The sequence below is a fragment of the Skermanella mucosa genome (assembly GCF_016765655.2).
Taxonomy (GTDB): Bacteria; Pseudomonadota; Alphaproteobacteria; order Azospirillales; family Azospirillaceae; genus Skermanella; species Skermanella mucosa.
Window position 1 is genome coordinate 5,282,553 of the sequence record NZ_CP086106.1, and the last position, 23,622, is coordinate 5,306,174.

19 protein-coding genes are annotated in these 23,622 nt (G+C 67.7%); 10 read left to right on the plus strand and 9 right to left on the minus strand.

The window, feature by feature from the left end:
- The first annotated feature begins 8 nt into the window (after window positions 1-8).
- The gene (gene flgE, locus JL100_RS24495; protein WP_202680503.1) at window positions 9-1,310 is read left to right on the plus strand and encodes a flagellar hook protein FlgE; all 1,302 of its coding nucleotides are present in this window, start codon (window positions 9-11) and stop codon (window positions 1,308-1,310) included.
- 149 nt (window positions 1,311-1,459) lie between these two features.
- Window positions 1,460-1,876, plus strand: a complete 417-nt coding sequence (locus tag JL100_RS24500) for a flagellar biosynthesis repressor FlbT (RefSeq protein ID WP_202680504.1) — start codon at window positions 1,460-1,462, stop codon at window positions 1,874-1,876.
- Between the two features lie 12 nt (window positions 1,877-1,888).
- Here the strand turns inward: JL100_RS24500 and JL100_RS24505 are convergent, their stop codons facing one another.
- Window positions 1,889-2,158: a hypothetical protein gene (locus JL100_RS24505; RefSeq protein WP_202680505.1), complete on the minus strand. Its 270-nt coding sequence runs from the start codon at window positions 2,156-2,158 to the stop codon at window positions 1,889-1,891.
- A gap of 140 nt (window positions 2,159-2,298) precedes the next feature.
- Here JL100_RS24505 and JL100_RS24510 point away from each other — a divergent pair, with 140 nt between their 5' ends.
- Window positions 2,299-4,356: an O-linked N-acetylglucosamine transferase, SPINDLY family protein gene (locus JL100_RS24510; RefSeq protein WP_202680506.1), complete on the plus strand. Its 2,058-nt coding sequence runs from the start codon at window positions 2,299-2,301 to the stop codon at window positions 4,354-4,356.
- Between the two features lie 78 nt (window positions 4,357-4,434).
- On the opposite strand, the gene JL100_RS24515 is transcribed toward JL100_RS24510, so the two are convergent.
- From JL100_RS24515 to flgK, 7 genes are all read right to left on the minus strand, one after another.
- Complete coding sequence (locus JL100_RS24515; protein ID WP_202680507.1) at window positions 4,435-5,769, minus strand: tetratricopeptide repeat protein; 1,335 nt, start codon at window positions 5,767-5,769, stop codon at window positions 4,435-4,437.
- 93 nt (window positions 5,770-5,862) lie between these two features.
- Window positions 5,863-6,603, minus strand: a complete 741-nt coding sequence (locus JL100_RS24520) for a DUF1217 domain-containing protein (protein WP_202680508.1) — start codon at window positions 6,601-6,603, stop codon at window positions 5,863-5,865.
- A 44-nt stretch (window positions 6,604-6,647) separates the two neighbouring features.
- Window positions 6,648-7,046 carry a flagellar biosynthesis regulator FlaF gene (locus JL100_RS24525; protein ID WP_158047161.1) on the minus strand — a complete coding sequence of 133 codons (399 nt, stop codon included), beginning with the start codon at window positions 7,044-7,046 and terminating at the stop codon, window positions 6,648-6,650.
- Between the two features lie 120 nt (window positions 7,047-7,166).
- Complete coding sequence (locus JL100_RS24530; protein WP_202680509.1) at window positions 7,167-7,985, minus strand: flagellin; 819 nt, start codon at window positions 7,983-7,985, stop codon at window positions 7,167-7,169.
- 190 nt (window positions 7,986-8,175) lie between these two features.
- Complete coding sequence (locus JL100_RS24535; RefSeq protein WP_202680510.1) at window positions 8,176-9,348, minus strand: glycosyltransferase family protein; 1,173 nt, start codon at window positions 9,346-9,348, stop codon at window positions 8,176-8,178.
- Window positions 9,349-9,446: 98 nt separating this feature from the next.
- Window positions 9,447-10,481: a flagellin gene (locus JL100_RS24540; protein WP_202680511.1), complete on the minus strand. Its 1,035-nt coding sequence runs from the start codon at window positions 10,479-10,481 to the stop codon at window positions 9,447-9,449.
- Between the two features lie 20 nt (window positions 10,482-10,501).
- Complete coding sequence (gene flgK / locus JL100_RS24545; protein WP_228420884.1) at window positions 10,502-11,977, minus strand: flagellar hook-associated protein FlgK; 1,476 nt, start codon at window positions 11,975-11,977, stop codon at window positions 10,502-10,504.
- 333 nt (window positions 11,978-12,310) lie between these two features.
- Here flgK and JL100_RS24550 point away from each other — a divergent pair, with 333 nt between their 5' ends.
- The 6 genes from JL100_RS24550 to JL100_RS24575 all read left to right on the plus strand — a co-directional run bounded on the left by JL100_RS24550 (window position 12,311) and on the right by JL100_RS24575 (window position 22,158).
- Window positions 12,311-14,002, plus strand: a complete 1,692-nt coding sequence (locus tag JL100_RS24550) for a methyl-accepting chemotaxis protein (RefSeq protein ID WP_202680513.1) — start codon at window positions 12,311-12,313, stop codon at window positions 14,000-14,002.
- Between the two features lie 108 nt (window positions 14,003-14,110).
- The gene (locus JL100_RS24555) at window positions 14,111-16,675 is read left to right on the plus strand and encodes a tetratricopeptide repeat protein (protein ID WP_202680514.1); all 2,565 of its coding nucleotides are present in this window, start codon (window positions 14,111-14,113) and stop codon (window positions 16,673-16,675) included.
- Window positions 16,676-16,936: 261 nt separating this feature from the next.
- Window positions 16,937-17,353, plus strand: a complete 417-nt coding sequence (locus JL100_RS24560; protein ID WP_202680515.1) for a flagellar biosynthesis repressor FlbT — start codon at window positions 16,937-16,939, stop codon at window positions 17,351-17,353.
- 41 nt (window positions 17,354-17,394) lie between these two features.
- A complete protein-coding gene (locus JL100_RS24565; RefSeq protein WP_202680516.1) occupies window positions 17,395-19,671 on the plus strand; it encodes an O-linked N-acetylglucosamine transferase, SPINDLY family protein in 2,277 nt (758 codons plus the stop codon).
- A gap of 76 nt (window positions 19,672-19,747) precedes the next feature.
- Entirely contained in the window at window positions 19,748-20,767 is a 1,020-nt protein-coding gene (locus JL100_RS24570; protein ID WP_202680517.1) for an NAD-dependent epimerase/dehydratase family protein, read from the plus strand.
- Between the two features lie 32 nt (window positions 20,768-20,799).
- Window positions 20,800-22,158: a nucleotide sugar dehydrogenase gene (locus JL100_RS24575; protein ID WP_202680518.1), complete on the plus strand. Its 1,359-nt coding sequence runs from the start codon at window positions 20,800-20,802 to the stop codon at window positions 22,156-22,158.
- A 46-nt stretch (window positions 22,159-22,204) separates the two neighbouring features.
- Here JL100_RS24575 and JL100_RS24580 read toward each other — a convergent pair whose 3' ends face one another.
- Entirely contained in the window at window positions 22,205-22,735 is a 531-nt protein-coding gene (locus JL100_RS24580) for a hypothetical protein (protein ID WP_202680519.1), read from the minus strand.
- Window positions 22,736-23,077: 342 nt separating this feature from the next.
- Here JL100_RS24580 and sciP point away from each other — a divergent pair, with 342 nt between their 5' ends.
- Complete coding sequence (gene sciP, locus JL100_RS24585; RefSeq protein ID WP_228420885.1) at window positions 23,078-23,353, plus strand: CtrA inhibitor SciP; 276 nt, start codon at window positions 23,078-23,080, stop codon at window positions 23,351-23,353.
- The last annotated feature ends 269 nt before the right edge of the window (window positions 23,354-23,622 follow it).

The following is a 23,622-nucleotide window of genomic DNA, read 5'->3' on the forward strand; positions in this document are numbered from 1 at the left end:
AGAGTATCATGAGCCTGTTCGGATCCCTCTTCACCGGCGTTTCCGCCCTGAGCGCGCAGAGCCAGTCGATGAGCATGATCGCCAACAACATCTCCAACGTGAACACCGTCGGCTATAAGCGGAACGAGGCGGCCTTCTCCAGCCTGGTCACCCAGGCCAGCCGCAGCACGGTCTATTCGCCCGGCGGCGTGCGCGCCTCGACCGAGCAGACGGTCAACCAGCAGGGTATCCTGCAGCAGAGCGCGTCCTCGACCGACGTCGCGATCTCCGGCTCGGGCTTCTTCGTGGTCCAGGCGAGCCCGAACGGCAGCAGCACGCAGGAGACGCTCTATACCCGCGCCGGCTCCTTCTCGGAGGACGAGAACGGTTTCCTGCGGAACTCCAACGGCTACTACCTGATGGGCTGGGAGATCGGCGACGACGGCGAACTGGTGAACGCCACCGCCGACGTGGCCAGCCTGACACCGGTCAGCGTCGGTTTCGAGTCCGGCCGGACCAAGCAGACCACCCAGGCGGACGTGGTGCTCAACCTCGACGCGCGCCAGAACACCGGACTGGCCGGCCCGCACTTCAGCCGCAGCATGACCGTCTACGACTCGCTCGGCCAAGCCCAGCAGCTGGCGCTCGACTTCACGGCGACCACCACCGCCAACACCTGGACCCTCGACATCAGCGATCCGGCCGGCGGCACGCTGGCGACCCCGACCACGTCCATGACCCTGGTGTTCGGGACCAACGGCAAGATCGACGCCGTCGCCACCCAGGCGGCCAACCCGACCGACATGGTGCTCGACCCGGCCGGCGACCCGGATGGCAACCTGCAGCTGAACCTGACCGACATCGACTGGGCCAACAACTCCGATGCCACCCAGGACATCACGATCGACATCACGGGCTTCACCCAGTCCGCGTCCGACTACAGCGTCGGCACGATCAATCAGGACGGCGCCGAACTCGGGCTGCGGACCGGCATCTCGATCGACGCCGACGGCAACGTGGTCGCCAGCTTCAGCAACGGCCTGACCCAGAACCTGGCGCGGGTGCCGGTCGCCACCTTCACGAACCCCAATGGCCTGCAGGAGCGCAGCGGCAACGTCTATATCCAGACCAGCCAGAGCGGCGCCTACAACCTGCGCGAGGCCGGGACCGCCGGAGCCGGCAAGATCGCGACCTCCTCGCTGGAAGCCTCCAACGTGGACCTGGCCGACGAGTTCTCGCGCATGATCGTGACCCAGCGGGCCTACTCGGCCGGCACCAAGATCATCAGCACGGCCGACCAGATGCTGACCGAACTGCTGGGCCTCCGGTAAGGCCTGACGGATCGTTAATATTTCGTTAAGGTTGAACTCGACCGGGAGCCAATCGGCGCCCGGTCGAATTCAGGCACCTAAGTGCTGTGTCCGCGTGCGTGAAATGCTACTGTGCTCGCCGACCGACCACTTCCACATGGGTATCCGCAGTGTCGTTGAAGATTCGCCTGGCGCCGGAAGAACGCATCGTCGTCAACGGCGCCCTGATCCAGGCCGATGGCCGCTGCACTCTGATCTTCCTGAACAACGTCTCGTTCCTGACGGAAAAGCACATCATGCCGCCGCAGGCCGCGTCGACTCCGGCGCGGCGGATCTATTTCATGATCCAGAACTCATACATGGCGACCGACCAGGAACGGCCGCCGCTGCTCGAAACCCTGGAAGGCTTCGTCGACGATTTCCACGAGGCGACGACGATCCCGGCGATCAAGGAAACACTGGAGTCGATACGGTCCCTGGTGGAGCGGGGCGAATACTACCAGGCCCTGAAGCTGGCCGACGCCGTGATGAAGCACGAGGATCGCTTCCTCGACCAGCCCGGCTGGCAGGAAGCCAGGCGGGCCTGAACCGGCGTGGCGCTACACCGGCAGCGGCTCCACGGGCCCGTGGCGGAAGGGGATCCAGTCCTTCTCCTCCGGCCGCCAGCGCAGGCCGTAAGGCGATTTCAGGAAGATCCGGCTCGGCGGGTCGCCGCCCTCGCGGAGCGTCCGCTCCACATCCACCTGGTCGGACCCGCTGAAGAAGCCGGTCCAGTAATCCGCCGGGGAGGGATCGTCGCCCAGGGTCCCGGCTTTTTCCCGGGCGGCTTCGCTCAGTTGCCAAGCCTGCTCGACCTGTTCGTAGCTCATGCTGCTTCCTTCGGATCAGTCCCGCATGGGCAAGATGACGCGACCGGCCCCGGGGGTCAAGCGGACCGCACCGCACCGACCAGCACGACCATGGCGCGCACCGGCGGCCTTCGGAACCCCCGTCAGGGAAGGTGAAGTCCTTGATAGAACAGCTTGCAGCGGTAGCCCGCCGGCATCAGGCCGAGGGGAGACCCGACAAAGCCGAGGTCCTTTATCGCCAGGCCCTGGTCCTGGACGGTTCGATGGCCTCCCTCCACCGTGCCCTGGGCACCGCGCTGGAGGATCAGGGACGCGTCGAGGAGGCGGCGGGCTGCTACCGCCGGACCCTTGTCCTGGCGCCCGACGACGCCGACGGCTGGTGCGACCTCGGCATGGCCCTGCGGCGCCTCGCCCGGACGGAGGACGCGCTGGTCGCTTACCGGCGCGCGATCGCCCTGGAGCCCGGATTCGTGGAAGCCTGGTTCAACCTGGGAAACGCCTTTACCGGCCTCGGCCGCTTCGAGGAGGCGATCCGGGCCTATCGCCAAGCCCTTGCCCTGCGGGCGGGCGATCCTGAGATCTGGTGCAACCTGGGCAATGCGCTGCACGAGCGCGGCCGGATCGCGGAAGCCGCCGCGGCGGCGGGCACGGCCATGGCGCTTCGGCCCGACCACGCGCCGGCCCTGGTCAACCTGGGCAATGCGTTGATCGAGCAGGGCCGGTTCCTGGAGGCGCTGGCGCAGTTCCGCCGGGCGGCCCATGTCCGGCCGGCCGATCCGGCCTCCTTTGCCGGCGCCGGGATCGCGCTCCGCCAGCAGGGCTTGACCGAAGAGGCCAGGGCCTCGTTCCGGCAGGCCTGGAAGCTGGGTGGCGACCCCGGGCTGGAGGTCAGGATGGCGCTGTCTCTCCCGATCATCCCGGAGTCGGAGGCGCATATCCGCGAGGTCCGCGAGCGGCTGGCGGACGGCGTGGCGCGGCTGGCCGAACGCGGCATCCGGTTGCACGACCCACTCGCCCAGGTCGGCCAGACCTGCTTCTACCTGGCCTACCACGCCGCCGACGACCTGCCCCTCCAGCGGGCCGTCGCCAGCCTGTACGAGGCCGCCTGCCCCGACCTGCTCCAGGACCGCGCCGACCCGCCGCCCCGGCCCGACGGCCGCACCCATATCGGCTTCGTCTCCCAATACTGGCACCAGCACACCATCGCCAAGCTCAACCTCGGCCTGATCCGGAACCTCGACCGCGAGCGCTTCCACGTCACCCTGTTCACCACCCCCCACGCCGGCGACGCCATGCGCCACGCCCTGGTCCGCGCCGCCGACGCCACCGTCGAGCTGCCCCTCGACCTCAAGGCCGCCCGCGACGCCATCGCCGCCCGGCGACTCGACGTGCTGTACTACGCCGACATCGGCATGTCGGCCCTGACCTACTTCCTCGCCTTCGCCAGGCTCGCCCCGCTGCAGTGCCTGACCTGGGGCCACCCCGACACCACCGGCATCCGCAACCTCGACCGCTTCCTGTCGTGCGGCGCCATGGAGCCGGACGGCGCCGAGCGCCACTACTCCGAGCGCCTGGTCCGCCTGCCCGGGACCACCCTGCACTACGCAAGGCCCCGCCTGCCCGCCCGGCCCAAGCCGCGCTCGGCCTTCGGCCTGCCCGACGATGCCCGCCTCTATGTCTGCCCGCAGAGCCTGTTCAAGATCCATCCCGACTTCGACCGAGCCCTGGTCGACCTGCTGCGGCGCGACCCCCAGGGGCTGGTGGTCCTGCTCTCGGGGCGAGACCGCAACCTGGACGGCCTGCTGCGCCGCAGGCTCGCCGCCGCCGGAGCGGACGTCGCCGCGCGCTTCCGCTTCCTGCGCCAGATGCCGCTGCCCGACTTCCTCAGCCTGGTGGCGTGCAGCGACGTCATGCTCGACCCGCTGCACTACAGCGGCGGCAACACCAGCCTGGAGGCCTTCGCGCTGGGCACCCCGATCGTCACCTGGCCCGGCGCCTTCATGCGCGGCCGCCACACCTACGGCTTCTACCGCCTGATGGGACTGGACGACTGCGTCGCCCGGGACCACGGACACTATGTCGATCTCGCTCTCGCCCTCGCCCGCGAGCCCGACCGCAGGACGCACGTCATCCGAAGCGTCCTCGACCGCGTCCCCGTCCTGTTCGACGACACACATAGCGTCCGGGCCATCGAAAACGAAATCGTCGAAGCTCGCTGAGGCCTTCGCCAGCCAAAAAGGCCGGAAGAGGGTTGCCCCTCTTCCGGTCCCATGCCGCCTGTCCCCGGAACCGGGCGGTCAGGCCGGCTTCTGGGCGACGAAGATCATGCCGAACACGGGCCGGCCGCCGCTGTTGCGCAGCTGTTCGCGCGCGACCGACAGCACCTTGAAGCCGGCATCGGCCAGGACCTTCTGGACATAGGTCCGGCGGTGGGCGAATCGGCCGGCGGCGGAGACCTCGAAATCCGCCAGGAACGACTCCTCCACCGAGAAGGCGAACAGCCCGCCGGCTTCGGCGACCGCCGCTACCCTGGCGAAGAACTCTTCCAACCGGCCGATATAGCCGCACACGTCTGCGGCGACGATGACGGAGTAGGCCCGGTCGATCTCGCCCAGGGAGACCTGCAGGTCGGCGGCCTCGAGCTGGTCGTAGATCTCCTTCTCCAGGGCCAGCTTCAGCATGTTGCGCGAGATATCGACGCCCTTCTGGAAATCGGCGATATCGCGCAGCATGACGCCGGTCAGGCCGGTGCCGCAGCCGAGGTCCAGGACGGAGGCGAAGCGGGTCCTGCCGGGAACCGCCTTCAGCAGGTAGCGCCGGATCAGCCCCGGAACGCGGTAGCGCAGCTTCTCGATGACGTCCCGTTCGTAGTAGCTGGCATATTCGTCGAACAGCCCTTCCACGAAATTCGCCGGGATCGAGTCCATGTCCTCGTCCCGCAGCAGGGACAGCATGTGCTTCGACTTCCAGTTCGTCGGATCGAGCTCGACCGCCCGCTGGAACGCGGCCAGGGCTTCGGCGTTGCGCCCGGGAATCCGGTGCAGTGCGTTGCCCAGGTTATGGAACAGCTCGGGGGCCTCGACGATCGCCAGCGTCCGCCGGCAAGCCTCGACGCTGCGACCGTATTCCTTGAGCGAATTCAGTGCGCTGGACAGGTTGACCGCGGCGTCCAGCATATCCGGATGAACCGCCAGGACGGCCTCGAACAGCTCCACCGCAGCAAGGTGCTCGCCCTGCCCCATCATCGCGAGGCCCAGGTTGATGTAGAGCTGCGGATGCTGCTCCGGTTCGGAATTGTTGATCGCCTTGACATGGAAGACGACCGCCTCGTCGAACATCTTCATCTGCTGGAGATGGACCGCAAGGCTGTTCAGCAGTTCCCAGTCACGCGGCCGGGCCATCACGGCGGTGGCCAGATCCTGGATGCCGTCGCTCAGTTCCCCCTGCCGGGCCCGGCAGGTGCCGCGCAGCGCCAGAAGGTCGGCATCCTCGGGCTGATCGATCAGCGCGGCGTCGACCTCGGAGCGCGCGCCTTCCAAGTCGCCGCGCGTCAGCAGGATCGCGGCGCGTTGCTTGAGGTCCGCCAACTTGGCAGCGTCGGCCGGCATTTCCATGGTCATTTCAGCAGACATTCATCTTCTCCAGATCCCGGCACTCGGCCGGTGTTGCTGCGGACACCGCCGGCGCGGGGGAAAGCCGCCGCCAGGGCTGGGGTGTCCGGCATCTCACGCAAAGAGGTTCAGGACGTAACTGTTGGCCCCGGTCGCCGAGGAACCGTCGTCGGATGCCATCAGGAAACGCTGGGCCAGTTTGTCGACGAATTTTTCGTCCTTCAGATCGGACAGCTTCAACCGCTTCTCGATCGCCGCAGCCTGGGCTTCGACGGACTGGTTGGCGAGCTGCAACGGAAGGCCGAGCGCCGTGGTAACGACGTGGCGCATGCGCTGGTCACCGAGAATCTCGTACGTATTCTTGACGGACGAGGCGTTCTCCTTGAAATACAAGGCCAGTGGAACCGCGGAGTTCTGCGAGGCCAGGCCGGCGTCGTACTTGTTCTTGACGTACAGTTCGGCCAGATCCGCCTTGGTACTCTCGCGCTGGATCGTACCCAGGCCGTTCTCGCCCAGCTTGAGGAGGCTGGCCGCCGTCTTGAAGCGCTTGTCGACCAGCTTGTTCATCAGGGCGTCGGGGTCGTCGGCCTTCTGGGTCAGGACCTTCTTGATCAGGCCCATCTTGCCGGTTTCCTTGCCCAGGTCGACGGCGTCCAGCACGAACTGGATCATCCGCCTGTCCTTGAACAGGTCGTCGACGGACTTCACGCTCTGGATGTTCTTGTTGAAATAATCCACCTCGGCCTTGACGTCCTTGCGGTCCGCCATCTTCTCAAGCGCCGCGTCGCCCTGCTTCAGGGCCAGCTTGTATGCGGCGATCGCCGGCATTTTGGCGAAGACGAGGCTGCTGGACATTGGTCGGACTCCGCGGTGTCGTCTGATCTGCTTGGCCGGCTCCCTTATGCCGAGGGGATCTCGGTAGGCAGCCCCGCGGCGGCGGCCGTCTCGGGCTGGGCGGCAAGGCCTTCGATCATCTGGGTATTGATGTCGATCAGGAAATCGACATCGAGCGTGCCGGTGATGTTCTGGTCGATTTCGCGAATCACCGCCTGGCCGATCGAGATGATCTGCGCGCGGAGAGGAGCCGGCAGGCGGTTCTGGTCGTCCTGCAGCAGCTTGACGATGGTCATCCAGAGAAGCTTGTCGTCCGAAGCGGCGCGGACCAGGTCCATGCCGTTGGGATTTGCTTTGCCCTGGATCAGGCCAAAGGTAACTCGCTTGAAGAGATTGGCCTCTTGCGAGCGATAATCGGTCTTCATCATCGCCGCTTGCTTGTAGGCATTGATCTTCGAGTTCATTGCCACTTCCGTTCAGAACTGCGATTTTCTGATGTTTTGGGAGGGAGGGGATCGCCGGAAGGGCCTCGAGGCCATCGTGCCCCTCTCCGGGACGGTGCCCGGAGAGAGGCGGACGCGGCCTTAACGGAACAGGCCCAGCAGCGACTGCGGCGACTGGTTGGCGATCGACAGCGCCTGGCTGGACAGCTGCTGCTTCACCTGCAGGGACTGCAACCGCGCGCTTTCCTTCGCCAGGTCGGCGTCTACGATGGCGCCAAGGCCGGTGTTGGTCGCGTCTGCGATCGCATTGTTGAACCCGATCTGGTTCGTGATGCGGCGGCTGTCGGCGGCCAGCTGGTTCATGGCGCGGCCGAGGTTGCTTTCCGCGTTGGCGAGAGCGCCGGTCGTCGCGATCAATGCCGCGGCGGCCGTGTAGTCGGACGCGGCGGAAAGCTGCGAATAGACGGCGGTCGCCAGGTTCTGCGCCGTCACCGTGATGTTGCCGCCGTCGATGTTGGAGATGATCGACTGATTGGTTCCGGTATTGATCAGGGTGATGTTGTTGTACTTGGCGTCCTTGATGAAGTTGTCGATGTCGTTCTTCAGCGTGTTGTACTGGTTCTCGTAGTTCGTGCGGTCCGCACCGGTCAGCGCCTGGTCGGCAAGCTTGGTGAGGACGACGCGGACGTCCTGGAGCGACTTGGAGATGTTTTCGCCGGCCTTGACGGCGACGTCGATCATGCCCTTGCCGACCGCGAGACGCTCGTTCACCGCGCCGATCGCCTTGACGTCGCTGCGGATGCCTTCCGCGACGGCATAGGACGCGCCATCGTCATAGGCGTCCGCGACGTTCAGGCCGGTGCTGATGCGCTTCTGGGTGGTCGACAGCGAGTCGCTGACGTTGTTCAGGTTTTTCAGGGCGATCATCGCCCCGATGTTGGTATTAACCGAGTTGGCCATCGGTGCCTCCATTTTGGATAGATTGCGGTCTTCTTCCGCGAGTCGATGGTAAGCTCAGACCGTAAAAAGAGTCTTAATTGCCAGATTCCGTGAGGGGACATCCGCATCTTCAGTTGTATGCGGCACGCTAGGGATTCCGCGGCTTTCCGCCCCTCCGGGAAGGGGCGTGCCGAAGGCCGCCGGGGTCTTCTCACGGAAAAAGGGAAAGCAGCCTGTTAAAAAATGTCGCAGGGTTGTGATAGGCCCGGCACCGCTCGCCCGCGGCAGGCCCGAGCGCCCGCAGATCCCGCCAGTCGCCGGCCAGGCGGACGAGGGCCTCCTCGACCGAGTCCACGGTGAAATCGGCGGCGCGCGCGGGCGTGTGGCCGAGGCGGGCGGACTCCAGGTCCATCCAGGATCCGGAGGTGATCAGCACCGGCTTGCCGGTCCCGACCGCCTCCAGATAGACGTGGGACGTGCGCACGTCATAGATGTCGGGCTGGTAGGGAACCAGCACCGCGTCGGCGCTCGACAGCAAATCCAGATAATCCGCCTCGGACAGGGAGCGGTCGACGAAATCGACCTCGGGCAGGTCCTGGCGCCACTCGCCGAGCAACGGCCCGAGCAGCTCCGGCCGGCCGCACTGGATCGTGAAGTCGATGCCGACGAGTTCGGCGGGACGGCGGCGCAGCGACTCGACGATCAGGTGGATGCCCTTTTCCTCCCGCGCCTCGCCCAGATACACGAAATGGGGTCTTGAGGATCTTCCGTCCCGGGCGGTCACGGCCGGATAGCGAATCGGGATCGGCAGGCTCGGCATCTCGAAGCCGGCGAGCTTGCCGTAGAAACGGGCCAGACCGGCATTGTCGCACGCCATCATCACGCGCTCCGCCGGGAACTCGGTCCAGAGCGAGACTGCGTAGCGTTCCAGCGCCACCGCGATCTCGTGATACGGGCGCGCCAAGTGGAACCAGGGCGGGAATCGCAGGACCAGGCACACGCGCGGCTTCGGGTCCGGCAGGCTGCGGTACCACAGATAGAGGCCGACCATCTCGCTGCCCAGGACCGTGTGCATGACCACGATGTCGTCGGCTTCGAAATCCGCCGGCACGCCGTCGCACAGGTTGCGGCAGAAACTGGTGTTCTTGGTCGACCAGTTCTGGATCGGTGCCAGTTCCGGCAGGCCGGCGATCTTGGCGTAGGAGTGCAGGTCGAAGATCAGGCGGGCGTCGAACTGGTCCTCGATCACCGGATCCATTCCCTTGAACCCGTAGAACACCGACTCAATCCCGTGGGCGGCCGCCTGCTCCCGCAGCACGAGGTCCAGGTGGTAGTGGTGGCCGGCCGTGCTGTCCAGGCCGGGATCGAGGACGACGAGTTTCATCGGGTCTCCCGCGTGAGGTCACCGCGGGTGGTTAACACCGGGAGAGTTGACGAGTCGTGAACACCCGTCTCGCGGGTCGCCGCGCGGCCGGCACGGTTTTACAGGAAGTCGACCAGGTTCACCTGCCGCAGGGTCGAGGTCACCCTGTACGACGCCTGGAGCTGGGTCTGGATCAGCTGGAGCTTGGTGATCGCCTCGGCCATGTCGACGTCCTCGACGTCGCCCAGGTTCGTGTTCACCGTCTGGGCGGTCACATCGTGCTGGTTGTCGATCGCCTCCATCCGCTCGTAGGTGGAGCCCAGGATGCCGACATGGTTGTCGAGGTTCTTGGCGGCGCTGTCCAGCGCGTTGCGCGTGGTGTCCAGCATGGTGGTGTAGTCGGCGAAGGAGCCGGGATTGGCGGTATCGTAGGTCAGGGTCGCGGCGGTCGCCAGGCTGCGCAGGATCTCGCGGAACGGCGCGAGCTCTCCGGCGGGCGGCGCCGGGCTTTCCGGCCCGTTGGCACGGACCTGGTAACTCAGGTCGAGGTTGCGGTCCACGCGCGCACGGAGCGGCGACGGATCGGCGGCCTGGAGCGCCGTCGAGAAATAGGTGTCGTCGGTCGCGATCGCCGTGGTCGCCGCCAGGGTCGCCGTGGCGCCGTTGGCGGCGAAGGCGGTTACCTCGGTCTCGACGTCGGTGAAGAACTGGGCGGCATTGGGGAACGGCGGATTGTCGATGTCGCTGCCGGCGAAGATGTAGCGCCCCTCCACCTGGGTGCCGAGAAGCTGCACGACCTCGTCGTAGCCGCGTCGGGCGATGTCCTGGACCACCGTCTGGTTGGGTGGCGGGTTGCCGGTCAGCTTGGTCAGCTGCTCGCGCACGTCGCGCGCCACGTTCTTGATGCGGTCCATGGTCTCGACCGCGCTGGAGACCCGCAGCTTCGCGGAGGCGATGTTCTTCTGGTAGGTGTCCAGCTCGGTCACCTGGCCGCGCAGGTCGATCGACTGGCGCGCGTCGGCACCCAGCCCGCCGTAGACGGACGTCTTCTTGCCGCTCGACACCTGCGCGGAAGTCTCGGTCAGGCGCTGCTGGATGGCCAGGTTCTGGGTTTGCAGCCGCAGGAACTGTCCGTTGGTCGAGATCGAGGTCATGGCCGGACTCCCTGGTCGGATCAGCGCAGGATCGAGATGAGGTCGTTGAACAGCTGCCGGTTGGTCGAGACGACCTGGGCGGAGCTGGAATAGGAGCGCTGCAGCTGGATCAGGAGCGATACTTCCTGATCCAGGTTAACGCCGGATTGATCGGACAGCTTCGTCGCCAGATGGTCGCGCAGCGTCGTGGCGGGTTCGAGCTGGGCGGTGGTGCTGGCGCGCAGGTTCGTCTGGTGGCTGACCAGTTCGGCGGCGAACGACGCCAGCGTCGTGCTGCCTGGCAGCACGGTGCTCAGGTCGGCGTTGGGGCCGAGGCCGGTGGTATCGAAGGTCTGGTCGCCGCCCAGCACGCTGTCGACGATCGTGCGCAGCAGGTTGCTGTTCGCCGGGGCGGTGCCCGGCACGACCGGCGATCCGTCGCGCAGCAGGCTGGGCGTGTCGACGACCGCCTGGGCCACCTGGATCTGGTTGGCGAAGCCGACCGACGAGGTGGGCGGGGATGCCAGTGGGTCGTCCACCGGGACCACGCCCGTGCTGTCGGTGAACAGGAGCAGCCCGGCGCCCTCGAACGCCTCGCCCATGGTCTGGGCCATCTCGTCGAGCTGGGCCTGGAACTGCGGCAAGGTCTGGTCGCGCAGCGTGAGCAGCCCGCCCAGGTTGCCGCCTTGCGCCAGCCTTGCGGTGACGTCGGTTCCGGTCGAGGGATCGCCCAGGCGGATCGGGCCGATGGCGCCGGGATACGCCGCCTGCGGGTTGATCGAGACCTGGGAGATGGACAGGGGCTGATAGCCGGCCTCCAGATAAGGCTGGCCGAACCGGTCGAGGATCGAGACCGTGCCATCGCCCCGGCGCATCACGTTGACCTCGATCTGCTCGGAGATCTTCCGCAGCGCCTCGTCCCGCTGGTCCTCCAGGTCGGGCTGGGGCTGGCCGGTGGCGGTCAGCGAGCGGATCTGCCGGTTGAGGTCGTCGACCCGCTGGAACTGGTTGTTCAGGTCGGTCAGCGCATCCTCGATGTCGACCTGAACCTGGGTGCGGATGTCGTTGATGCCGTCGGCCACCCGGTTCAGCGTCCGGGCGACGGTGTCGGCCAGCGAGACCACCTCGTTCTGGAGCGGGACGGAGTTGGGCGTATCCATCAGCCGGGTGAAGCCGTCCTTCATCTGGTTGAGCACGTTGCCCAGGGAGCTTTCCGACTCGGGATCGCCATGCAGGGTCTCGACCTGGCCCAGGTACCGCTCCGTCACGCTCAGGTTGGCGACCCGGCTGCCCTGCTTGCGCACCTCGTTCTGAAGCGCCGTGTCGACCTCGCGCTCGACGTTGCCGGTCTGGACGCCGACGCTCTGGCCCTGGATGACCTGGGTATACTGGGTCTGGATCTTGCGCGTATAGCCGGGAGTGTCGGCATTGGCGATGTTGCGCGAGACGACGTCCAACCCTTGCTGGACAGTCCGAAGTCCGCTCATCGCCGTGCGCAGGGAAACGTCGAGGCCCATCTGATCCACCATCACCCGCAGGCCCGCCGGATGCGGAACCTGTCGCCACCTTCCAAGCAAACTCCGGGCCAGAAGTAGGATTCTTCGAGCGCAAAGGGCCTTCGCGGCGACGGCGACTGTCCGAGGGGTCGGCGCGGCGGCTGAGCCGGCGAGGAATCCCGGCAAAATCTGCCGGGGGCATGCACGCTTTGCCGGGGTGCCGGAGCAGGACGGACGCTATAGGGCCTATGCCATTTATGCTAATTTTGTTCCATGCCGTGACATGAAACCTTCTGCATCAGACCCTTCCGTGCCTGCTCCAGCCCGTGCATCCCAGCCTAGGACCGCGCAGCCATGCCACACCTGACGCTTCGCCAACGCCTGACCGGCCTTGCCGCCGGCCTGACAATCGCCGCCGGAGTCACGGGAAGCATCGGGGCCGCGGGTATCGTCGCGTCCAACCGGGCCGCCGACGACCTGACCGTCATGTCGGACGCCCTGGCCAGCCATCTGCTCGGCGACATGATGCACGACGCCCTGCGCGCCGACGTCCTGACCGCCCTGCTGTCCAGCGCCTACGGAACGCAGGAGAGCGACCATGACGCGACGCGGGAAGCACTCGACGAGCATGCCGGGACCTTCCGCGCGGCGCTCCGGGCCAATGCGGAGCGGGCCGGCCTCGACGGGGAGATCAAGGCGGCCCTGGACGAGGTCGAGCCGGCGCTCAACCGGTACATCGCCGCGGCGGAGACGATCGTCGGCCTGACGCTGACCAGCCCGGTCGAGGCCCAGGTCCGCATGCCGGACTTCATCGAGGCGTTCGAGACCCTGGAGGAGCGCAATGGCGCCATTTCCGACCTGATCGGGCGCCGCAAGGCGGAACGTGCCCTGCACAGCGCCACGACCGGCCGCTTCACGATCGCGCTGACCGCGGCGATCACGCTGCTGACCATCGCCGCGGCGCTGGTCCTGTCGGTGCTCAGCGTCAGATCGATCACCCGGCCCCTCGCGCAGGCGGCCGCCGCGATCCAGGCGATCGGCGCGGGGCGGCGCGACGTGGCGCTCGACGGAACCGGGCCCGACGACGAACTCGGGAAGGTCGCCAGGGCGATCCTGACCATGCAGACCCAGGCATCCGCGCTGGATGCGATGCGCGCGGCGGAGGACGCGCGGCGGGACGCGGCGTCGCGGGAAGCCCTGCGCATGGCCGAGGCCACCGGCCGTTTCAACGACGGAGTCGCCGGCGTCGTCGCCGCCCTCCTCGGGGCCGACCGGGACCTGCGCGTGGTCGCCGAAGGGATCTCGGCCCAGGCCGCCACGGCGAGCCGGCAGGCCCAGGCCGTCCAATCCGCCGCCGGAAGCACCGCATCGGCCGTCGAGAGCATCGCCTCCGCTTCGGAGGGTCTGGCGTCGTCGGTGAAGGAGGTCGGCGGCCGCACCGCCGAGGCGGCGGCCGTGACGCGCGAGGCGGTCGCGCATACCGGGCAGGCCGCCGCGCGCATCCAGGATCTGGAAGGCGCGGCGCAGCGGATCGGCGACGTCGTCCGCCTGATCAACGGCATCGCGGAGCAGACCAACCTGCTGGCGCTGAACGCCACCATCGAGGCGGCAAGGGCCGGAGAGGCCGGCAAGGGCTTCGCCATCGTCGCCCAGGAAGTCAAGGTGCTGGCGAACCAGACCGCCTCGGCGACGGCCGAGATCTCGACCCAGATCGCCGGCATCCAAACGGAGACCGGCATGGCGGTGGAGGCGATGCGGGAGGTCGCGGCGACGGTCGAGCGGGTCAATGCGATCGCGACCGCCATCGCCGGTTCGGTCGAGCAGCAGAGCGCCGCGACCGAACGGATCGCGTCGAGCATGGTCGACAGCGCCGGGGCGGCGCGGGAGATCACCGGCAGTCTCGGCAGCGTGACCCGGGCGATCCGCGAAACCGACGAGGCGGTCGGGCGGATGACCGGCTCCGCCGTGCAGATCGCCCGGCAGATCGACACCCTGCGGGCGGAGGCCGCCCGGTTCACCGCCGAGCTTCAGTCGGGGAAAGCCTGACCGGAGATCGGCGGTGAACCGGGCGGGACGGCGAAGGCCGGGATGTTCCCGGCGTCGCGCCGGTGTTACGGTGCGGCGGTCCAAGTCCCCACGGAACGATGCCTGCCGATGCTCGCCGACCTTCTCAAGACCGCCCAGCACCATCACGAAGCGGGACGCTTGGCCGAGGCGGCCCGGGCGTGTCGGCAGGCGCTGGACTTGGCGCCACCGGCCGGCACCCTGCTGGTGATCGGTCAGGTCGGCGCGCAGGCCGGCGACTGGGATCTGGCGGCCGACGCCTTCGGCGCCCTGCTGCTAGTGCGCCCCGACGATCCCGACATCCTGCTGGAATACGGGATAGCCCGGCGGCGCCAGGGACGCCCGGACGCCGCGGCCGAAGCCTACCGGCGGGCCATCGACCTCGAGCCCGGGATGGTCGAGGCCTGGCTCAACCTGGGCCACGCGCTTCTGGAGCAGGGGGATCCCGCGGAGGCCGCCGCCGCCTTCGGCACCGCCGCGGCGCTTGACCCAGGCAGGCCCTCGGCCCATGCCAATCTCGGCATGGCGCTGCTGGCCGCCGGCGATCCCGCCGGGGCGGAGGCCGCTTTCCGCGACTCCCTGGCGCGCGATCCGCTCGGCACGCCGGCGCTCGCCGGGCTGGGCAGCGCCCTGATCCGGCTGGGCCGCCTGTCGGACGCGACGGAGGTCCATCGCCATGCCGCGACCCTGGATCCCGCCCAGGCTTCCGCCTGGCACGACCTGGCCATGACCCTGATCGCCCGGGAACTGCCGGAACAGGCGGCCTCGGCCGCCCGCCGCGCGACCCTGTGCGACCCGGCCGACCCGGCGGCCCCGCTGACGCTCGGCAACGTCCTGCTCGTCCTGGACCGGCTCGACGGGGCGGAGCAAGCCTACCGGCGCGCCGCGTCGCTGCGTCCCGACGAAAGCGACGCCTGGAACAACCTGGGCTTCTGCCTGAACCGCCTGGGCCGGCACGGCGACGCCCGCGACGCCCTGGCCCGGGCCGCCGCCCTGGATCCCTGCTTCGCGGCGGTCTGGTGCAACCTGGGGGCCGCACTCGCCGGCCTCGGCCGCCATGGGGACGCCGCCGCGATGTGGCGGCGCACCCTCAGGCTCCGGCCCGACCATCCGGAGGCGCTGATCAGCCTGGCCAACGCCTTCCTGCGCGAAAACCGGCTCGGCACCGCGGCCGCGACGCTGGCCCATGCCCTGGCCCTGACGCCGGATTTTCCGCGCGCCCAGACGATGCTCGGTAACATGCTGCTGGACCAGGGCGACCTGGACCGCGCCCGGAAGGCCTTCCGCCAGGCCTATCGCCTGCGCGGCGACCCCGGGCTGGAGGTTAAGGAAGCGCTGGCTCTCCCGATCATCCCGGAGTCGGAGGCGCATATCCGCGAGGTCCGCGAGCGGCTGGCGGACGGCGTGGCGCGGCTGGCCGAACGCGGCATCCGGCTGCACGACCCGCTCGCCCAGGTCGGCCAGACCTGCTTCTACCTGGCCTACCACGCCGCCGACGACCTGCCCCTCCAGCGGGCCGTCGCCAGCCTGTACGAGGCCGCCTGCCCCGACCTGCTCCAGGACCGCGCCGACCCGCCGCCCCGGCCCGACGGCCGCACCCATATCGGCTTCGTCTCCCAATACTGGCACCAGCACACCATCGCCAAGCTCAACCTCGGCCTGATCCGGAACCTCGACCGCGAGCGCTTCCACGTCACCCTGTTCACCACCCCCCACGCCGGCGACGCCATGCGCCACGCCCTGGTCCGCGCCGCCGACGCCACCGTCGAGCTGCCCCTCGACCTCAAGGCCGCCCGCGACGCCATCGCCGCCCGGCGACTCGACGTGCTGTACTACGCCGACATCGGCATGTCGGCCCTGACCTACTTCCTCGCCTTCGCCAGGCTCGCCCCGCTGCAGTGCCTGACCTGGGGCCACCCCGACACCACCGGCATCCGCAACCTCGACCGCTTCCTGTCGTGCGGCGCCATGGAGCCGGACGGCGCCGAGCGCCACTACTCCGAGCGCCTGGTCCGCCTGCCCGGGACCACCCTGCACTACGCAAGGCCCCGCCTGCCCGCCCGGCCCAAGCCGCGCTCGGCCTTCGGCCTGCCCGACGATGCCCGCCTCTATGTCTGCCCGCAGAGCCTGTTCAAGATCCATCCCGACTTCGACCGAGCCCTGGTCGACCTGCTGCGGCGCGACCCCCAGGGGCTGGTGGTCCTGCTCTCGGGGCGAGACCGCAACCTGGACGGCCTGCTGCGCCGCAGGCTCGCCGCCGCCGGAGCGGACGTCGCCGCGCGCTTCCGCTTCCTGCGCCAGATGCCGCTGCCCGACTTCCTCAGCCTGGTGGCGTGCAGCGACGTCATGCTCGACCCGCTGCACTACAGCGGCGGCAACACCAGCCTGGAGGCCTTCGCGCTGGGCACCCCGATCGTCACCTGGCCCGGCGCCTTCATGCGCGGTCGCCACACCTACGGCTTCTACCGCCTGATGGGACTGGACGACTGCGTCGCCCGGGACCACGGACACTATGTCGATCTAGCCCTCGCCCTCGCCCGCGAGCCCGACCGCAGGACGCACGTCATCCGAAGCGTCCTCGACCGCGTCCCCGTCCTGTTCGACGACACACATAGCGTCCGGGCCATCGAAAACGAAATCCTCCGGGCCCAATGAAATCGGGCGGAGCCTGAACGTCCGCGAAGCAAACATCTTCCGCTGCCCATGAGCGTTCGCGCGCCGCCTTGCGCCCGGTCCGTGCCGTCCCGGCGTTTTCTCAAAAGTGTTACATCTTGAAGTGTAACTCTTTCTTGCAAGCTACTTTGAAGACGGACATAATCCCGGCTATCAACACCGGGCGGGGCAAGCTCTGAAGGCCACCCGCGATGCCAAGCAACGACCGCAAGCCAGCAACGACTGCAAGAGGGTGGCACGACAATGACCGAAACGATCGAAATGATTGCTCTCCCGCTCGAGCCCGGCGGCACCGTCATCGTCAAGGGCGTTCCGATCCACATGCAGGACGACGGCACGGTCATGGTCCCCAAGGACACCCCGACCCTGACCCGCGAACAGTTGATCCTGGACGAGAAGGATGCCGACACGGCGACCAAGCGCATCTATTACGCGCTTCAGCTGATGACGCTCGACAGCGCTTCCGCCGGCATGTACCACGGCAAGCTGATTTCGCTGCTCGACGACCGGGCGGAAGCGACCGAACTCCAGCCGGTGCTGCGCAGCCTGGCGATCATCTCGGAGCTGAGCCGTAAGGGCGAATACCTCGCCGCGCTGGAGGTTTGCCGCCACCTGATTCAGTTCGACGACGCGCTGGTCCGCGAGTTCCCGGCCGGCTGATGTCCGGCGCCATGGTGAGTCCGGGTTTCACCGGTTAGAGCATGTCCGATGAGCATTCGGCGGCCCGCGCTTCCAGGGCCGCCTCTTCCGCCGACCCGGTCGCGGCCCAGCACCCTTCAACTCCTCCCCTTCCGGCCTCCGCCCTGAGCGTCAGGCTGCTTGCCGAAGCCGAACGGTCCCTTCTGGCCGGGAATCTCGTGATGGCGGGCTGGCTTTGCGAGGAGGTCCGGCAGGTCGCGCCGGACTCCCCGGGCGCTTTGCATATCCTCGGGCTGATCGCCGAGCAGGAAGGGCGTCTCTGCGACGCGTCCCGGCTCTTTCGCCAGGCGCTGGCATCCGATACCGGCTTCGGCGCCGCCTGGCTCAGCCTCGCCTCGCTGCACCGGTCGAGCGGCAATCGGGAAGCGGCGCTGCTATGCTGCCGCAGCGCGCTCCTGATCGACCCGGCAGACCGGGACGGCTGGTACAACCTGGGCAATGTGCTGTTCGACGACGGCTGCGCTTCTGCCGCCGCCGAAGCCTATGGCCGCGCCCTGCGGATCGACCGCCACCACGACTCCGCCTGGCACAACCTGGGCATCGCCCTTCACTTGGCCGGCCGTCCCGAGGCCGCCCTGGCGGCCTTGCGCAATGCCGCCGTCTACCGGCCGGACAATCCGTCGACCTTTCACCAGATCGGGGTGGTCCGGTTCCGCGCCGGCGACTTGGACGGCGCCCTCCGGGCGGTGGAGCGGCAGGCCCGGCTCGATCCGGCACACCTCGACGGCAGTCTGATCCGGCTCCTGGCGATCGCCTTGCGCGACGCCGGGCGCACGGGCGATGCGATCCCGATCACCGCGCTGGCCGTGGCGCACCAGCCGGAGGATGTCGACCTGAGGCACTGCCTCGGGATGCTCCACCTGGCCATCCGCGACCTGTCGGCGGCCGAGGCGGTCTTCCGGGCCACCCTGTGCCACGGCCCGGCCGACCCCTTCGCGCTGAATTCATACGGCGTGATGCTGAACGGCATGGGCAGGTCGCGGGAGGGAGCGCGGCTGCTGCGGCGGTCCCTGCTGCTGCACCCCGGAAACGCCGAGATACACAGCAACCTGCTGCTGACCCTCCAGTATGACGGGTCGCTCGGCCCGGCCGACTTGAAACGTCTCCATGCGGAATGGTATCGGCGCCATGCGCCTCCCGAAACGCCTCCGACGCATCCGGAAGCATCGGCCGATCCGGAGCGGCGGCTCCGCATCGGCTATGTCTCGGCCGATTTCGGCCAGCACCCGGTAGGCTTCTTCCTGAGCGGGGTGGTCCTTCACCACGACCGGGACTCCTTCGAAGTCCACTGCTATTCGGCGCGCCGGCGGAGCGACGCCCTGACGGACCGCTTCCGCCACATGGCGGACCATTGGCACGAAATCGGCGACACCGACGGCGTGGAACTGGCCGACCGGATCCGCGGCGACGGCATCGACATCCTGGTGGACCTGTCGGGGCACACGGCGAACAACCGGCTGCGCGCCTTCGTCCATCGGCCGGCGCCGGTCCAGGCGACCTGGGCCGGTTATGTCGGAACCACCGGCATCCCGACGATCGACTACCTGATCTCCGACCCGCGCCAGACGCCGGACGGAGTCGATCGCCACTACGCCGAAGGGATCATGCGGCTGCCCGACTGCTATGTCTGCTACGAGCCGCCGCCCTACGCGCCGCCGGTCGGTCCGCTGCCGGCCCTCGGATCCGGCACCGTCACCTTCGGCTGCTTCAACAATCTCGCCAAGCTGGACGAGGCCAGCATCGCCCTCTGGAGCACCCTGCTGCGTGACCGACCCGACCGGCGGCTCATGCTCCAGACCTTCGCCCTCGACGTTGCGAGCGTGCGCGATGCCGTGACGGCGCGGTTCGCCGCCCACGGCGTGGCACCCGGCCAGCTCGATCTGCGGCCGGCCGCCGGCCACGTCGGCCTGCTCCAGGCCTATAACTCGGTCGACATTGCCCTCGACCCCCTGGCCTATTCGGGTGGACTGACCACGCTGGAAGCTCTGTGGATGGGCGTACCGGTGATCACGCTGCCCGGCGAGCGGTTCTGCACCCGCCACAGCCTGTCCCACCTGACCGCCGCGGGGCTCCCCGGCCTCGTGGCGGAGGACGCGCCGGGATATCTGGCGCGCGCGGAGGGGCTGGCCGCCGACCTTGGACGGCTGGCCGACCTGCGCGGCAGGCTGCGCGACCGGATGTCGGCCTCGCCGCTCTGCGACTCCGCCCATTTCACGCGGACGCTGGAAGCGGCGTTCAGGCGGATGTGGCGGGACCGTAGCCAGACTATGCCAAAATGATTAGTTAACCATTTCGGCATAGTCTGGCCACATCTTTCGGCGGCGTACCGCCGGTTTCGCCAGCGCGGAAATGTTCATGAAGATCCTGGTTACCGGAGCCGCCGGCTTCATCGCTGGCTATGTCGTGGCCGAACTGCTCAAGCACGGGCACCAGGTCGTCGGCATCGACAATTTCAGCAAGTACGGTCCCGTCGCCAAGGCCCACGACGGCCACCCCGACTACCGGTTCGTCTTCGGCGATTGCAAGGATGTCGGCCTGATGACGGAACTGGCCGCAGACTGCGACCGGATCATCGCCGGCGCCGCGATGATCGGCGGCATCTCCTATTTCCACCAGTATGCCTACGACCTGCTGGCGGAGAACGAGCGGATCACCGCGTCGACCTTCGACGCCGCCATCGCGGCGCACCGGGCGGGACGGCTCTCCAGGATCGTCGTGCTGAGCTCCAGCATGGTGTTCGAGAGCGCCTCCATCTTCCCGACGCCGGAGAGCGAGATCACCCGCGCCCCTCCCCCCGCCAGCAGCTACGGCTTCCAGAAGCTGGCCGTGGAATATTTCGCGCGGGCGGCCCACCAGCAATATGGGCTGCCCTTCACGATCGCGCGGCCCTTCAACTGCGTCGGCGTCGGCGAGGGCAAGGCGCTGGGAGATGCCGAGATCATGAGCGGCAACGTCAAACTCAGCATGTCCCACGTGCTTCCGGACTTGGCGCAGAAGGTGCTGAAGGGTCAGGATCCCCTGCATATCCTGGGGGACGGCGGCCAGGTGCGCTGCTACACCCACGGCAGCGACCTCGCCCGCGGCATCCGCCTGTGCGTCGAACGGGACGAGGCGCTCAACGACGACTTCAACCTGTCCACCCCGGAGCCGACCACCGTGCTGGAACTGGCCGCCCTGGTCTGGCGCGAAGTCCACGGCGACCGGCCGTTCCGCCACGCCAGCGACGCCCCCTTCGAATACGACGTGCAGCGCCGCGTTCCCGACACGGCGAAGGCCGCGCGGGTGCTGGGCTTCGCGGCCACGGTGCCGGTCGCCGACAGCGTGCGCGAAGTGGTCGGGTGGGTGCGCGCGGAACTCGCCGCGGGCCGCCTGTGAAGACCCAACCGGCGAGCGGGGGAGCCTCGGCGATGGACTACCAGCATGACCGCACCGTCTGCATCATCGGCCTGGGTTATGTCGGGCTGACGCTCGCCATCATCATGGCGGAAGCCGGCTACACGGTGCGGGGCGTCGAACTGAACCGCGACTTCACCGACCGGATCGTCACGGGAAAGGCGCACTTCCACGAACCCGGCCTGGACGAGCGGCTCGGCTTCCAACTCGGTGCCGGGCGGTTCCATGTCAGCAACACGCTGCCCGACGATCCCGCCATCTCGCTCTACATCATCACGGTCGGGACGCCGCTGGGGCCGGACGGAAAGGTCCGGCTCGACATGGTCCGGCGGGTCACGCGGGAGATCGCGGCCCAACTCAAGGACGGAGACGCCGTCGTGCTGCGCTCCACGGTCAAGATCGGCACCACCCGCGATATCGTCATCCCGATCCTGGCCGAAACAGGGCGGGACATAGACGTCGCGTTCTGTCCGGAACGGACCCTGGAAGGCCGCGCGCTCTATGAGCTGACCCATCTGCCCCAGATCATCGGCGCCACCTCGGAGCGCGGCTCGATCCGACTCGCCCAGGTCTTCAACGCCCTCACTCCGACGGTGATCCGGGTCCGCGACCCGGAAACCGCCGAGATGATCAAGCTGATCGACAACACCAGCCGGGACGTCGGCTTCGCCTTCGCCAACGAGGTGGCACGGCTGTGCGGCGCGATCGGCATCTCGGCCGCCGAGGTGATCACCTTCGGCAAGCTGGGCTATGCCCGGACCCAGCTGCCCATGCCCGGCCCGGTCGGCGGTCCCTGCCTGAGCAAGGACTCCCACATCCTGGTGGAGAGCATGACCGATCGCGGCGTCATGCCCGAGATCGCGGCGGCCGCACGCACGATCAACGAACGGTTGATGGTCGAGACCGCCCGGTACATGGCCGGCCAGGTGCTGCCGTGGCATCGGTCCGGTGACCTCAAAGTCACCTTGATGGGCCTTGCCTTCAAAGGCCAGCCGGAGACCAACGACCTGCGCGGCAGCACGGCGATCCCCCTGCTCGCGGAACTTCGCCGGCTTATGCCGGAAGCGGTTTTCTGCGGTTATGATCCGATCGTTTCAGCCCAGGATCTGAGCGCGCTCGGGCTGACCCCCCTGGCGGACCTCGCGGAGGCGTTCGAACAGAGCCACCTCGTCGTCATCCACAACAACCATCCGGCGTTCCAGGCCATGCCACTGTCACAGCTCTCGCAGGGAATGGCCCGGCCCGGCATGGTTTACGATTTCTGGAACAACTTCCTGCCAAAGCGGCTGACCCTGGATGCCGGCATCCGCTACGTGACGCTGGGAACCCATTCCATGGATGCGGGTGATACTGCGCCCGCCGGCAGCTCCTGACAGCGATGCCCTCCCGCGGGAGGGCATCGGCGAGGCCTGGATGGAATCAGGCCGAGATCGAGTTCAGCAGGGGTCGAGAAACGCCGAAAGCGGCTCCGCCACCCGAACCGGCCAACCGCGGCGAGGGCGTCGGCACGCCGATGGGAATGGCCTGGACAGCGGGACCGGACACCGGACTGGCGGAGGCGGCGATGCCGCCGGCCGGCTCGGCCTCCGATACTCCGGCCGAGGGCTGGCCGAAGGCGACCCGGATCGGTTCGCCCTGCCGCGCCGGCTTCGTCGCGTCGGCTTGCTCCTGCTCCTTCGACCGCTCGGCGATGGCCCGGTTCCGATAGGCTTCAAGCTGCTTTTCGGAGGGATACTGAACCAGCACCTTGCCGTCGGACCCGTCGCGATACTGGAGCACGGTACGCTGCGTCTCGCTGTCGAGACGGACGACCGGGCTGAAATACCGGGATGGTTCCGCCGCGGCACCGGCGGTCGGATCGGCTTCCTGCTGAGCCGTCCGCGGAACTGACTGCTGGGCGGGCGCGCGTACCGCGGCCGGTCCCTGCAGTGTATTTCCGATGGCGTCCATCATAGCTGACCCAATACTGGTGATCCATGTGCATGGTCCCGACTCTTGCGGGAGGAGTCAAGGGATTCTTAACTGCTGGCCGAAGAATCCCCCAGGCACTATACCGTTTGTTAACATGTGACTCACGAAGTGAGGGAAAGTTATTCAGCCCACGGACTTATGCACCATCGCACCGCCCGCGAACCCCGTCCGTCGGGTTACCCTACCCCTTTGGCGCGACAAGATTTCCGCGAGTTAGCAGTTTTTTAAATTGGCACTCGGATACTGACGCCCGCTGCCGACGGATGAGTAAGGATTCGCGAGGTAACCTGTCGCATGACAGCTCATAAAGAAGACCCGATGATGGACAGTGTCGTTGACCTGGCCTCGCGGGTAATGACGGAGGCAGACCTTCCGCCACCCGATACCAAGCGCTGGGTCATGAGGCGCAAGGCGGAAGTAGTTGCCGGGGTACGTTGCGGGTTGATCAGCCTTGAGGAGGCCTGCCGTCGCTACACGCTGTCGGTCGAGGAATTCCTCTCCTGGCAACGGCTGATCGACAGTCACGGGGTGCGCGGACTGCGGGCGACCCGCCTGCAGGATTATCGTCAGGGCGAGAAGGCGACCCTGGCCGAGTGAGGGGCTGCACGGGGCCATGTCCGGTCCCGGTCATTCCGCCGTTCGACCGTGACGGTCGATCCCAGACGGCGCCCCGCTTTCCACCGGCAATCCGGGGCCGGCCCCCTATCCCGGAAGCCCTCTCCAGCTAGGCAGAATTTGCCGGGCGAGCATCGAAAGAGGGCCATCTTAACCATCCATAAACGAAAATTTCGTTACATTTCAGGCGAGTGACGGCCTGGGCCGGCGGCTGCGTCCGCAGCCCGCCGAAGCAACCGGTTTTGTAAGCC

What these genes read in the sequence shown, in the direction of transcription:
- JL100_RS24520 (WP_202680508.1), bottom strand. Translation starts at nt 6,603, where the DNA reads ATGTCCAGCAGCCTCGTCTTCGCCAAAATGCCGGCGATCGCCGCATAC.
- JL100_RS24580 (WP_202680519.1), bottom strand. Translation starts at nt 22,735, where the DNA reads ATGGACGCCATCGGAAATACACTGCAGGGACCGGCCGCGGTACGCGCG.
- JL100_RS24530 (WP_202680509.1), bottom strand. Translation starts at nt 7,985, where the DNA reads ATGGCCAACTCGGTTAATACCAACATCGGGGCGATGATCGCCCTGAAA.
- JL100_RS24525 (WP_158047161.1), bottom strand. Translation starts at nt 7,046, where the DNA reads ATGAACTCGAAGATCAATGCCTACAAGCAAGCGGCGATGATGAAGACC.
- sciP (WP_228420885.1), top strand. Translation starts at nt 23,078, where the DNA reads ATGGACAGTGTCGTTGACCTGGCCTCGCGGGTAATGACGGAGGCAGAC.
- JL100_RS24570 (WP_202680517.1), top strand. Translation starts at nt 19,748, where the DNA reads ATGAAGATCCTGGTTACCGGAGCCGCCGGCTTCATCGCTGGCTATGTC.
- JL100_RS24555 (WP_202680514.1), top strand. Translation starts at nt 14,111, where the DNA reads ATGCTCGCCGACCTTCTCAAGACCGCCCAGCACCATCACGAAGCGGGA.
- JL100_RS24565 (WP_202680516.1), top strand. Translation starts at nt 17,395, where the DNA reads ATGTCCGATGAGCATTCGGCGGCCCGCGCTTCCAGGGCCGCCTCTTCC.
- JL100_RS24515 (WP_202680507.1), bottom strand. Translation starts at nt 5,769, where the DNA reads ATGTCTGCTGAAATGACCATGGAAATGCCGGCCGACGCTGCCAAGTTG.
- flgK (WP_228420884.1), bottom strand. Translation starts at nt 11,977, where the DNA reads ATGGGCCTCGACGTTTCCCTGCGCACGGCGATGAGCGGACTTCGGACT.
- JL100_RS24505 (WP_202680505.1), bottom strand. Translation starts at nt 2,158, where the DNA reads ATGAGCTACGAACAGGTCGAGCAGGCTTGGCAACTGAGCGAAGCCGCC.
- JL100_RS24560 (WP_202680515.1), top strand. Translation starts at nt 16,937, where the DNA reads ATGACCGAAACGATCGAAATGATTGCTCTCCCGCTCGAGCCCGGCGGC.
- JL100_RS24535 (WP_202680510.1), bottom strand. Translation starts at nt 9,348, where the DNA reads ATGAAACTCGTCGTCCTCGATCCCGGCCTGGACAGCACGGCCGGCCAC.
- JL100_RS24575 (WP_202680518.1), top strand. Translation starts at nt 20,800, where the DNA reads ATGGACTACCAGCATGACCGCACCGTCTGCATCATCGGCCTGGGTTAT.
- JL100_RS24550 (WP_202680513.1), top strand. Translation starts at nt 12,311, where the DNA reads ATGCCACACCTGACGCTTCGCCAACGCCTGACCGGCCTTGCCGCCGGC.
- JL100_RS24540 (WP_202680511.1), bottom strand. Translation starts at nt 10,481, where the DNA reads ATGACCTCGATCTCGACCAACGGACAGTTCCTGCGGCTGCAAACCCAG.
- flgE (WP_202680503.1), top strand. Translation starts at nt 9, where the DNA reads ATGAGCCTGTTCGGATCCCTCTTCACCGGCGTTTCCGCCCTGAGCGCG.